7 protein-coding genes, 3 tRNA genes and 3 rRNA genes are annotated in these 12,967 nt (G+C 36.2%); 11 read left to right on the plus strand and 2 right to left on the minus strand.

The genetic code is table 11. The annotated features are described in order from the left end of the window. The first annotated feature begins 5 nt into the window (after positions 1-5). The 11 genes from IGB25_RS15320 (at position 6) to bshC (ending at position 10,587) form a co-directional block, all read left to right on the plus strand. Complete coding sequence (locus IGB25_RS15320) at positions 6-746, plus strand: alpha/beta hydrolase family protein (RefSeq protein WP_371815922.1); 741 nt, start codon at positions 6-8, stop codon at positions 744-746. Continuing rightward, positions 743-1,225 carry an OsmC family protein gene (locus IGB25_RS15325; protein ID WP_371815923.1) on the plus strand — a complete coding sequence of 161 codons (483 nt, stop codon included), beginning with the start codon at positions 743-745 and terminating at the stop codon, positions 1,223-1,225. Before IGB25_RS15320 ends, IGB25_RS15325 begins: the two co-directional genes overlap by 4 nt. An 88-nt stretch (positions 1,226-1,313) precedes the next feature. Further along, positions 1,314-2,033: a hypothetical protein gene (locus IGB25_RS01220; RefSeq protein WP_247653563.1), complete on the plus strand. Its 720-nt coding sequence runs from the start codon at positions 1,314-1,316 to the stop codon at positions 2,031-2,033. Between the two features lie 175 nt (positions 2,034-2,208). Then, a complete protein-coding gene (locus IGB25_RS01225) occupies positions 2,209-3,420 on the plus strand; it encodes an LETM1-related biofilm-associated protein (RefSeq protein WP_211065825.1) in 1,212 nt (403 codons plus the stop codon). A 318-nt stretch (positions 3,421-3,738) separates the two neighbouring features. Then, a 16S ribosomal RNA gene (locus IGB25_RS01230) occupies positions 3,739-5,261 on the plus strand. A gap of 79 nt (positions 5,262-5,340) precedes the next feature. Continuing rightward, positions 5,341-5,414, plus strand: a tRNA-Ile gene (locus IGB25_RS01235). 25 nt (positions 5,415-5,439) lie between these two features. Next, positions 5,440-5,513, plus strand: a tRNA-Ala gene (locus IGB25_RS01240). A gap of 25 nt (positions 5,514-5,538) precedes the next feature. After that, positions 5,539-5,608: transfer RNA gene (locus tag IGB25_RS01245), tRNA-Ser, on the plus strand. Positions 5,609-5,701: 93 nt separating this feature from the next. Continuing rightward, positions 5,702-8,573: ribosomal RNA gene (locus IGB25_RS01250) — 23S ribosomal RNA — on the plus strand. Between the two features lie 132 nt (positions 8,574-8,705). Beyond that, positions 8,706-8,814 (plus strand): 5S ribosomal RNA (gene rrf, locus IGB25_RS01255). Together the 16S, 23S and 5S rRNA genes with 3 tRNA genes alongside form the textbook arrangement of a ribosomal RNA operon. 129 nt (positions 8,815-8,943) lie before the next feature. Beyond that, on the plus strand, positions 8,944-10,587 hold the full coding sequence (gene bshC, locus IGB25_RS01260; RefSeq protein WP_211065826.1) for a bacillithiol biosynthesis cysteine-adding enzyme BshC: 1,644 nt from the start codon (positions 8,944-8,946) through the stop codon (positions 10,585-10,587). A gap of 2 nt (positions 10,588-10,589) precedes the next feature. Here the strand turns inward: bshC and IGB25_RS01265 are convergent, their stop codons facing one another. Both IGB25_RS01265 and IGB25_RS01270 read right to left on the minus strand, forming a co-directional pair. After that, entirely contained in the window at positions 10,590-11,600 is a 1,011-nt protein-coding gene (locus IGB25_RS01265; protein ID WP_211065827.1) for a glycosyltransferase family 4 protein, read from the minus strand. Then, positions 11,600-12,964 carry an O-antigen ligase gene (locus IGB25_RS01270; RefSeq protein WP_211065828.1) on the minus strand — a complete coding sequence of 455 codons (1,365 nt, stop codon included), beginning with the start codon at positions 12,962-12,964 and terminating at the stop codon, positions 11,600-11,602. Before IGB25_RS01270 ends, IGB25_RS01265 begins: the two co-directional genes overlap by 1 nt. Positions 12,965-12,967: the final 3 nt, after the last annotated feature.

The raw sequence follows: 12,967 nt of genomic DNA on the forward strand, positions 1-12,967 counted from the left end.
CAATTATGAAATCAAACAAAGTCTTATTTAAAAATAAAAACGAAGAAGAATTAGTCGGTAGGTTAGATTTGCCAGTAGATAAACGTATTCATAGTTATTGTATTTTTGCACATTGTTTCACTTGTAATAAAAATCTTAAAGCCATAAAAAACATCTCAGATGGATTAACTTCAAGTGGTTTTGGTGTATTGCGTTTTGATTTTACAGGACTCGGTCAAAGCGATGGTGCATTTGAAGATACTAATTTTTCTCATAACGTTGACGATTTGATTGCGGCATCTCAGTTTTTGGAAGACAATTATGAAGCACCAATTTTAATTATCGGACATTCGTTGGGTGGCACTGCCAGTATTTTTGCTGCTCATCAGTTGGATAATATTAAAGCTTTTGTCACTATTGGCAGTCCATTTCAGCCAGAGCACGTGAGTGAATTGCTGGAAAGCAAAATGGATGAAATTCAAAATCAAGGCAAAGCCAAAGTTAATGTTGGCGGTAGGAGTTTTACCATTAAAAAAGATTTTCTTGAAGATTTACAAAACAATAAAATAGACGAATTTTTAGGCGATTTAAAAAAACCCTATCTCATATTTCATTCGCCACAAGATAAGATTGTAGGTATAAAAAATGCAGAATTATTATACACACACTCTCATCATCCTAAAAGTTTTGTTTCACTAGACGGTGCAGATCATTTGATGTCCGATCCCAAAGATTCTTCTTATGTCGGTCAAGTGATTTCAAGTTGACCACGCGATATCTCGATGTATTTGAAAAAGAAAAAGACCTTAAAACGAAACATCAGGTGGTAGCGAGCTTAGATCAAAACGATGACTTTACTACTGAAATGGCTTTGGGTTCTCATAGAATGCAAGCAGATGAATTAGAAGAATTTGGAGGTCATAATTTAGGACCAAATCCATACGAGTTTGTTTCTGGCGGTCTGGCAGCTTGCACGGCTATGACTATTCAGATGTATGCTAAACGCAAAAAATGGTCAGTTGAAAATGTAGAAGTTCATATCAATCACAATAAAGACCATTGTTACGATTGCAAAAATGTAGAAGATAAAACATCAAAGATTGACATTTTTGAAAGAGATATAATTTTAAAAGGTAATTTAGATAACAAACAAAGACAACGGTTATTAGAAATTGCTAACAAATGTCCAGTACATAGGACACTTCATAGTGATATTGTTGTAAAAACCAAACTTTTAAGTGATTAAGACATTATATATTTGTTAATTTTTATTAATTATTTGACTTTTAATGACTATATACTTAAATTCGGATAAAATTTAAAACTCAAACAAAATGAAAAATTTAGCAATTAGTTTTTTATCATTAATTCTGATTTTAGCGAGCTGTAAAAAGCAAGAAAATAAGGATAATAAAGCAGATGGTAAAGAAGTTAAAACAGAAGAAAAAATTGAGAAATCTAAAATAACCTTATCTAAATTTGCAGATTCACCTAAATTTGAAGATGCAAAAATAAGCCTGAATAAACCTGCTGTTGGTAAAATCAATAAAGAAACAGGTAAAGCAGAAGTCAAATTTGATTTTAATGTTGAAAAATTTGAACTTGGAGCTCAAACTGAAGATGCAGGTAAAAATGGCTTAGCCAATTCTGCAAACGGACAACACATCCATTTTATTTTAGACAATGCTCCATATTCTGCACATTACGAGCCATCTTTTTCTAAAGAAATTGAAGAAGGAAACCATGTTTTATTAGCATTTCTATCGCGTTCTTATCACGAATCTGTTAAAAATGCATTTTTAGTTCAGCCTATCACAGTTGGTAAACCTAAAGGAAAAGCACTTGATTTATCTAAACCACATTTGTTTTATAGTCGTCCAAAAGGAACTTATAGTGGAAAAGATACAGAAAAATTATTGTTAGATTTCTTTTTAGTCAATACAAAATTATCAGAAACTGGTAACAAAGTTAAAGCGACTATCAATGGAGAAGAATTTACAATCACAGAATGGGGTACCGTATGTTATAGAAGGTTTAGACAAAGGAGAAGTTAAAATACGCTTACAACTTGTCGATGCTGAAGGAAACTTAATTCCTGGTCCATTTAATGATGTTACAAGAACTGTTACGCTAAAATAAATTAAGCCATTTTATCAAACTTAAAACCCGGCTTTTAGCTGGGTTTTTTTATTTCAAATATTAACTAACTTTACAACATAATTTACATAAATGAACCCATCAGCAACAGGTTGGATTAACAAGTATTTAGATGAATACGATCAGGATTTAAAAAAATTATCCGCTTATTCCTTTGAAGAGTTTTATTATGAACTCAAAAAAGCAGGTTTTATTTATGGCACAAATTTAATTCCCGTTAGCCAGCGTCAAAACGATGATTTTAAATTAACGCAAGAAGAATTGACCAAAGTCAATTTATTTACGGCTTTGTCAATTGTTTACTTTCACTTTAACCCTCAGCAAAATCATAAATTATGTTTGCAAACAATCTTGTCTTTTTATAATGAATTAAAACGCACTCATCATTCTTTATTTCAATTCAAATGGTCTTTTAAATCAAAGCTTGACAGAGAAGTTGAAAGCATAATTCACCAACGCGTTCAAACTAATGATTCATACATTCAAAAGAATTTTAGTAATATCGTCACAAATGCATTATTGTTTGTCGATGTTTTAGCATTCAAAAACTATCTTAACAAAACCTATGAACCATGTTGGTTTGTTACCAGACTTGAAGAGTTGCTCGTCAATACTTTATATTTAGCTTTAAAAGAAAAAAAATTAAAAGGGAAATACGATAATATTATAATTAAATTAATTCAAAGCTCTTTAAGGTATCACGAAATTAATGTGGATAACTTAAAAGAGCTGGCAGACTTAAATTTTGATATTTTACAAGACAAAACAGAAAAACTCTACCTTATCGATATGATGTGCATGACATTATACTCAGATGAGGAGATAGATGAATCTGAAAAAGTTTTTATAAGCAAACTTTCACAAATTTTAAATATTTCAAGCCATGAGTTGGATAATTCTATCCAGTTTTTATATGATTTTGTGAATAAAAACAAATCTGAAATATATTATTTTAATACGGCTCATCCAGTAAAGTATTTCTACGACCGAACCTATCGCACAGTGTCTTTATTAATAATAAGAAACAAAAAAAGGATCATCAACGAAATAACTCAAAGTAAAGAACTCATGAATTTATTGATGATATCAACATATAGGGAGTTGAATTCAAAAGAAAAGAGAAAAGTTAAAACCCAATTATTAGATATTTTTAAAACCATACCTTCTTTAGCCATATTTGCCTTACCAGGAGGTAGCATTTTACTACCTATCATTATAAAAATGATTCCCTCAATATTACCATCTTCATTTAATGAAAATTTAAAAAAAGAAAATTCAAAATAATAAAAAAACATTTCACTTTTTATTTTCTTTATTTAGCTTAAAATCAGCTTATTGAAAATTAATGTTTTGTGATATTAAAAAAAACAATTTTTTTTCAAAAAAAGTATTTGTTGAAAAGAAAAAAGGTATTACATTTGCACCCGCTTTCGGGCGAAACAAAAAGATTAAAAAAGTACATTGACATATTGAATTGACAAGCTGATTAGAGATAATCAGCAACGCGTAAAGATAAGCGAAAAAAACAAACATACCCGAGTCAACAGATTTTGGTGTTTTTAAAAGTATAGATTAGAAAAGTTATACTTATAAACAGAAACAACAATGAAGAGTTTGATCCTGGCTCAGGATGAACGCTAGCAGCATACCTAACACATGCAAGTCGAGGGGTAACGCTGAGTGCTTGCACTCAGGCGACGACCGGCGCACGGGTGCGTAACGCGTATACAATCTACCCTTTACTAAGGAATAGCCCATGGAAACGTGGATTAATGCCTTATAGTACGCAGACCTCGCATGAGCGTCTGGGTTAAAGATTGCGGTAAAGGATGAGTATGCGTCCTATTAGCTATTATGTAGGGTAACTACCACATAGGCAATGATAGGTAGGGGTTCTGAGAGGAGATCCCCACACTGGTACTGAGACACGGACCAGACTCCTACGGGAGGCGACAGTGAGGAATATTGGACAATGGGAGCAATCCTGATCCAGCCATGCCGCGTGCAGGAAGACTATCCTATGGATTGTAAACTGCTTTTATACAGGAAGAAAAAGCCCGACGAGTCGGGTGTTGACGGCACTGTATGAATAAGGATCGGCTAACTCCGTGCCAGCGTACGCGGTAATACGGAGGATCCGAGCGTTATCCGGAATTATTGGGTTTAAAGGGTCCGTAGGCGGGATAATAAGTCAGTGGTGAAAGTTTGTGGCTCAACCATAAAATTGCCATTGATACTGTTATTCTTGAGTTATTGTGAAGTGGTTAGAATGTGTAGTGTAGCGGTGAAATGCATAGATATTACACAGAATACCAATTGCGAAGGCAGATCACTAACAATGCACTGACGCTGATGGACGAAAGCGTAGGTAGCGAACAGGATTAGATACCCTGGTAGTCTACGCAGTAAACGATGGTTACTAGCTGTTTGTCTCAATTGAGAGATGAGTGGCTAAGCGAAAGTGATAAGTAACCCACCTGGGGAGCACGTTCGCAAGAATGAAACTCAAAGGAATTGACGGGGCCGCACAAGCGGTGGAGCATGTGGTTTAATTCGATGATACGCGAGGAACCTTACCAGGGCTTAAATGCAAATTGACAGGTCTAGAAATAGATTTTTCTTCGGACAATTAGCAAGGTGTCGCATGGTTGTCGTCAGCTCGTGCCGTGAGGTGTCAGGTTAAGTCCTATAACGAGCGCAACCCCTATGGTTAGTTGCTAACAGGTTAAGCTGAGAACTCTAGCCAGACTGCCGGTGTAAACCGCGAGGAAGGTGGGGATGACGTCAAATCATCACTACGCTACGTCCTGGGCTACACACGTGCTACAATGGTATGTACAATGAGCGACCACTACGCGAGTAGGCGCAAATCTCAAAAGCATATCACAGTTCGGATCGGAGTCTGCAACTCGACTCCGTGAAGCTGGAATCGCTAGTAATCGCACATCAGCCATGGTGCGGTGAATACGTTCCCGGGCCTTACGTACACACCGCCCGTCAAGCCATGGAAGCTGGGAGTGCCTGAAGTTCGTCACCGCAAGGAGCGACCTAGGGTAAAACTAGTAACTGGGGCTAAGTCGTAACAAGGTAGCCGTACCGGAAGGTGCGGCTGGAATATCTCCTTTTTTAGAGTATTTTGCTTAAATGCAAATACGGCTGAGTATAGTCTATACTCGTTTATCTTTACTTGTCAATTTAATAATCAGTCTCGTAGCTCAGCTGGTTAGAGCGCTACACTGATAATGTAGAGGTCGGCAGTTCGAGTCTGCCCGAGACTACAATTAAAAAACATAAAAAAACTTAGGGGAATTAGCTCAGCTGGCTAGAGCGCCTGCCTTGCACGCAGGAGGTCATCGGTTCGACTCCGATATTCTCCACTAATAACAAAGTTCTAATAATAGTGAATTAGCTCAGTTGGTAGAGTGTCCTGATAGATTCGGGAAGGTCATCGGTTCGATTCCGATATTCTCCACTAAAATTATTTGTTTTACTTTATGATTAATAGTAAAACTCAAAAAGTTCATTGACATATTGTAATAATAAAGAGTAGAAATACAGAAGGTATTAAAAAGTTTGTAAAGGGCGTATGGTGGATGCCTAGGCTCTCAGAGGCGAAGAAGGACGTGATAAGTCGCGAAAAGTTGCGGGGATCAGCACATGTGAAATGATCCGCAAATCTCCGAATGGGGCAACCTGGCATATTGAAGATATGTCATGATGGATTTATTCATCAAGCAAACCTAGTGAACTGAAACATCTAAGTAACTAGAGGAAGAGAAAACAACAGTGATTTTGCTAGTAGCGGCGAGCGAACGTGAAACAGCCCAAACCAATATTGTTTCGGCAATATTGGGGTAGTAGGACTACAACATTTCTGTGCATTATAACTAGAACAATTTGGAAAGATTTACCATAGCGGGTGATAGTCCCTTATAGGTAGTTAGTGTATAGGATAGTAGTATCCTGAGTAGCGCGGGGCACGAGGAATCTTGCGTGAATCAGCCGGACCATCCGGTAAGGCTAAATACTCCTGAGAGACCGATAGTGGACTAGCACCGTGAGGGAAAGGTGAAAGAACCTTGAATAAAGGAGTGAAATAGAACCTGAAACCATACGCTTACAAGCGGTCGGAGTATTGACGATTGTGTCAGTATGACGGCGTGCCTTTTGCATAATGAGCCTACGAGTTATTGTTAATGGTAAGGCTAAGTAATTCAGTTACGGATCCGTAGCGAAAGCGAGTTTTAACAGGGCGATTATAGTCATTAACAATAGACGCGAAACCGTGTGATCTACCCTTGGGCAGGTTGAAGCTTTGCTAATCCAAAGTGGAGGACCGCACCCGTTGACGTTGAAAAGTCTTGGGATGACCTGAGGGTAGGGGTGAAGTACCAATCAAACACGGAAATAGCTCGTACTCCCGAAATGCATTTAGGTGCGACGATTAAATAGTTTTATAGAGGTAGAGCTACTGATTGGATGCGGGGGCTTCACCGCCTACCAATTCCTGACAAACTCCGAATGCTATAAAATATTTTTAATCAGTGAGGGCATGGGTGCTAAGGTCCATGTCCGAGAGGGAAAGAACCCAGACCATCAGCTAAGGTCCCCAAATATATACTAAGTTGACCAAACGAGGTTGAACTGCTTAGACAGCTAGGATGTTGGCTTGGAAGCGACCATTCATTTAAAGAGTGCGTAACAGCTCACTAGCCGAGCGGTTCGGCATGGATAATAATCGGGCATAAGTATATTACCGAAGCTATGGTACTGACAAAGATTACTTTCGTCAGTAGGTAGGGGAGCATTGTAATTTGGGTAGAAGATAATCTGTAAGGGTTGTTGGACTAATTACAAAAGAAAATGTAGGCATAAGTAACGATAATGCGGGCGAGAAACCCGCACACCGAAAGACCAAGGATTCCTCAGCTATGCTAATCAGCTGAGGGTTAGTCGGGACCTAAGGCGCACCCGAAAGGGGAAGTCGATGGACAAGCAGTTAATATTCTGCTACTTGCTTTAAGTTAAACGAGACGGTGTATAGGAGTTAGTGCCTCCTGACGGAATAGGAGGTTGAATCACAAGAGATTGTGAGATAGTACAACAAAGCTTCGGTGGCGTTGATAATCTAGCGTATATACATCCAAGAAAATCAATTAAAGCAACCCGTACCGTAAACCGACACAGGTAGTTGGGATGAGAATTCTAAGGTGCTCGAGAGATTCATGGCTAAGGAACTAGGCAAAATAGACCCGTAACTTCGGGAGAAGGGTCTCCTGAGTGTGCTTGCACACGTCAGGACGCAGTGAAGAGGTCCAGGCGACTGTTTATCAAAAACACAGGGCTCTGCTAAATCGAGAGATGCAGTATAGGGCCTGACACCTGCCCGGTGCTGGAAGGTTAAGAGGAGGTGTTATCCGCCTTAGGCGGAGAAGCGCTGAATTGAAGCCCCAGTAAACGGTAGTAACTATAACGGTCCTAAGGTAGCGAAATTCCTTGTCGGGTAAGTTCCGACCTGCACGAATGGTGCAACGATCTGGACACTGTCTCAGCCATGAGCTCGGTGAAATTGTAGTATCGGTGAAGATGCCGATTACCCGCTGTGGGACGAAAAGACCCCGTGAACCTTTACTATAGTTTAGTATTGACTTTGGATAAGTGATGTGTAGGATAGGTGGGAGACAAAGAAGCGGCGTCGCCAGGCGCAGTGGAGTCATTGTTGAAATACCACCCTTTACTTGTTTGAAGCCTAATCCAGACGATACAGTCAGGAGACATTACTTGATGGGTAGTTTGACTGGGGTGGTCGCCTCCAAAAGAGTAACGGAGGCTTCTAAAGGTTCCCTCAGCACGCTTGGTAACCGTGCGTAGAGTGTAATGGCATAAGGGAGCTTGACTGAGAGACCTACAAGTCGATCAGGTACGAAAGTAGAGCATAGTGATCCGGTGGTTTCCGAATGGAAGGGCCATCGCTCAAAGGATAAAAGGTACTCCGGGGATAACAGGCTGATCTCCCCCAAGAGCTCACATCGACGGGGGGGTTTGGCACCTCGATGTCGGCTCGTCACATCCTGGGGCTGGAGAAGGTCCCAAGGGTTGGGCTGTTCGCCCATTAAAGTGGCACGCGAGCTGGGTTCAGAACGTCGTGAGACAGTTCGGTCTCTATCTACAGTGGGCGCAAGAAATTTGAGTGGATCTGACTCTAGTACGAGAGGACCGAGTTGGACAAACCTCTAGTGTATCTGTTGTCACGCCAGTGGCATAGCAGAGTAGCTACGTTTGGAGTGGATAAGCGCTGAAAGCATATAAGCACGAAACCCACCACAAGATGAGATTTCTTTTAAGGATCCCTAAAGACGATAGGGTAGATAGGCTACAGGTGTAAAGGCAGTAATGTCATAGCCGAGTAGTACTAATCATCCGTTAAACTTTTTGATACCAGTATTGCTCTTTTTATTATTACAGTATGACATAAAAAGCCCCACCTAACCTCCCCAAAAGGGAGGAACGGGGAGGCTTTTAAGATATTTCCTAATCTCCCTCCTTTGGAGGGATTAAGGGAGGCAACTTAAGGTGACTATAGCAACGGGGCTCACCTCTTCCCATTCCGAACAGAGCAGTTAAGCCCGTTAGCGCCGATGGTACTACAATCCGTGGGAGAGTAGGTCGTCGCCTTCTTTTAAATTAAAAGCCACTTCAAAAAATTGAAGTGGCTTTTTTTATAATTTCACTTTTTAGATGTTACAATATACTTAACATGACTTTTAAAAACATCACTAGCCTTTATATTTGTCAAAAAAATAAATAATGGTTGACTGTTTGGATTATAAGCAAACTCACAGATATACAAATCTTTTTTTAGATTATCTGGAACAAAATAAAACAGTTAAACCTTTTTTCAACCGATTCCCTCATATTAAAAATTTTGAGTTTCAAATCAATGAAAAGTTAAAGAATTTCAACCCATCTAATCGTAAAATACTAGTTGATGTTTTAAATAATCAATATGGCAAAATCAAAACATCTAAACTTACTCTTAATAATATTGATTTATTACAAAAAAACAACACTTTCACAATAACTACGGGTCATCAGCTTAATCTTTTTACAGGACCTATTTATACTTTTTACAAAATAATTTCTGTCATAAACACTTGTAGAGACTTAAAATTAAGTTTTCCAAAATATAATTTTGTACCTATTTTTTGGTTGGCTTCTGAAGATCATGATTTTGAAGAAATAAATCATTTTAATTTTAAGAATAAAAAGTTAGAATGGACTTCTGATAAAGCTTCTGGTGCTGTAGGTGAACTTAAAATTTGTTCGTTTTCTAAAGTTTATAACGAGCTTAAAACATTATTACCCCAAAATGATAACTCAGCATATTTGTTGAGTTTATTTGAAGATTCTTATTTAAAACATGCTAATTTATCTGATGCAACATTATATCTATATAATGAACTTTTTAAAGATTATGGATTGGTTTTATTAGAGCCTAACCATCCAAAGTTAAAATCATGTATAAAAAACTATATAAAAAGTGAAGTATTTGATCAAAAGATGCACTATAATACTTCAAAAGCTACTGACCAATTATTGGAAAATAATTACCATAAACAGGTTACACCAAGAAAGATAAATTTATTTTATAAAACTAATAATTTAAGAGAAAGGATTATTTATAGAAATGATAAGTTTTATGTAAATAATACAGACATTTCTTTTAATAAATCTGAGATTGAATCAGAAATAGAAAATCACCCTGAATGCTTTTCGCCTAACGCTCTTTTTAGACCTTTATATCAAGAAGTATTATTACCAAATTTATCATATATTGGTGGTGCTGGCGAGCTTTCTTACTGGCTTCAATTAAAATCTTCATTCCAATCTTATGGGGTTACTTTTCCTATGTTACAAATGAGAAATTCGGCATTATTGTTTTCTAAAAAAACACATAAAAAACTTAATAAACTTGAAGTTGGTATTAACAATTTATTTCTACCACAAACCGAGTTAACAAATCAACATACTAAACGGATATCAAAGATTAAGATTGATTTTTCTGATTGTAAACAGCATCTTTCTAAACAATTCAAATCTTTATATGAACTAGCTGAAAAAACAGATAAAACTTTTTTAAATGCGGTAGCGGCACAAGAAAAAAAACAACACAACGGTTTAGATAAGCTTGAAAAACGTCTCTTAAAAGCACAAAAACGCAAATTAGATGATGAGCTCAAACGTTTAACAAAAATTCAAAATGAGTTATTTCCAGAAGGTAATTTACAAGAAAGGCATTCTAATTTTTTTGAATTTTATGTTTCTTATGGTAAAGAATTAATACCAAAGTTAATTAAAAATTTGAATCCATTTGATTTTTGTTTTTCACTTATTGAGTTAGAAACTATACCCAAAACAATTGAAAAAGAATTTTTTAACAATTCTAATTAATGTTATTCTAAAACATCTTTCCATTGGTGCTTCACAACTTCCCAATCAAAAGTTTCGGATAGTTGTCTTCCGTTTTTTGAGAGTTGTTGAGCTAAGTCTTGATTGTGAAGTAAATTTAAAATAGCCTCATACATTTCTTCAACTTGGTTTGGGTTGACCAAAAGGGCTTCTTTTTGATGTTTTAATAAATAAGGTAGTCCGCCAACGTTGGTTGTAACAATAGGCAAACCCAATGCCATAGCCTCAATTACGCTTACTGGAGTATTGTCAACATTAGTTGTATTGATAAAAATATCAAAATTTTTGGCATAATCAATCCACTCAGTTTTAGCCATTTTGCCTGTAAATTCAACAGGAAGTTGATGTTTTTCAGCATATGCTTTACACTCATCAATTGAATTGTCTTTAAAAGGTCCAACCATGCTTAATTTTGCTTGAGAAAAATCTTTAAGCAGAAGTTTAAGTACTTTTAAAGCTAAAATAGGATTATAAATATCAGCAAATGCTCTGACCCACAAAATATTAGGCTTTATTTTCCCCCTTTTTTTAAAAGCATAATTTTTGATTTCAATAGAGTTGGGGATTAATTTTAAATTAGTAAACCCAGCATCTTTAAAAACTTCATATAAATAATTGGATGGTGAGATATTGATATAAGCTTTTGAAAATAAAGATTTACAAATAGTTTCATTTTTCTTAAGTCTATCGGGAAGATTGCCACCATGCAAAATAGTGATATATTTTAAATTCACAAGCATTGCAACCTTGGCAGAAGTCCAAGCGAACCAAAAGGCTGATGTGCTGTAAGTATCGATCAACACAAAATCAAAATGTTTATGCTTGAATATAGCATACAACATTGAAAATAATCTCAAAATTTTATTTTTTTGATTTGAATATGATTTTACTTCAAATGATAATTCTTCCAAATTTTTACTAAGGCTTTCAACTGTGCTTATATTTCTGTTTTTTTGTGAAAGCTTATTGCCTAAATATAATATACGTTTATTCATTATTTATCTGAATTATCTAAAGTGACTTTAAGCAAACCAAGACCGTATATAAACCCTGGTGCAGCTATACGCATAGCAGAGTGATTTATGGTAAGAAACCAAAAAACAATCAATGGTAGAATAAAAATATTTCTATTGTCAGTTAAAAAATGTATAGAAGGCACTCCAATCAGAAGTAGAATACTTAAAATTCCAAAAAAGCCGTGTTCAGAAATCAACCTTGTTACTTCATTATGAGATGCCGCTTTTATACCTTCTGTTTTTGCCCTATAAAATTTGGCCATTCCTACACCAATTCCAAATATTGGATTTTTGAAAAAAGCTTCAAATTCGGTCTCGGCAATTTCAACTCTACCTGTTGTGAGGTCTCCTTGTTTTATACCTCTTGCATTTCTATCTGTATATTTATTGTAAAGCATGTTGTTTGTTGCCACAAGAGTTACTGACCATACTGCGATAGCTCCTAAAATTATAACTATTATTTTAGCAACTCCTTTAGCTTTTGCTCGAGGCGTAGCATATCTTAAGAATGATATCGTAAATAAAAAGCACATAATAACAGCTGTTAAAACACCACCTCTAGACAGTGTAGCCAAAGCTCTATAGCTTATAAATGCTAAAATACCATACATAACAAGCCTAAGCAACCGATGTTTGTAGGTCAAAAATAGTCTGACGTATATACAGAACATACCTAAGCCCAAAATAGTCGATACTTGATTTGGACCAAAACCACCAGAAGTCGCAAAATTTGAATCGGCACCTGTTACAACTTTTTGCAAATCAGGTGTGTAAAAAAACAAATAAACAGCCATTGCTACAATAGGAAGAACCATGGTGTCTAAGGTTCTTAAATACACGCTTAATTTAATCTCTCTTTTGTAGCAAAATAGTGCAGTAGCAAACAGGCTTAAAGGACCGCTTATGTTAAACAAAATAGTTTTTCTAAAATTAGTTTCGTAATTGATGTCAAGAAATGTAACAATCACACTGGGCAATAACAATAGCAGAAAGACTATATATACATAACCAGATGTTTTAAAATTATGATAATACAGCCCAAAAATCATAAAAAGAATGACTGAATATTTTCCAGTTTCATAAAATATAAATCCGCCTGTCATTCTTAAAAATACTTCAGCGACCACCACATAAGCAAATGCCTGAATTATAATAAAGGGATTGTTAGGATTACGAATAATTTTTAATATAAAAAATATTAAAATCCCTAATGTATAAATCAGAGATAGTGGTCTAAACGCATAAATAGCAAAGCCGATTACTCCATGAAAAATCACCTCATTCAAATAAGGTAAATCCGTAGGTTTTTTAATCTTTTGAGTTAGTTTTAGGCTTTGATTCATAAA

The organism is Flavobacterium sp. CS20, assembly GCF_018080005.1.
GTDB lineage: Bacteria > Bacteroidota > Bacteroidia > Flavobacteriales > Flavobacteriaceae > Psychroflexus.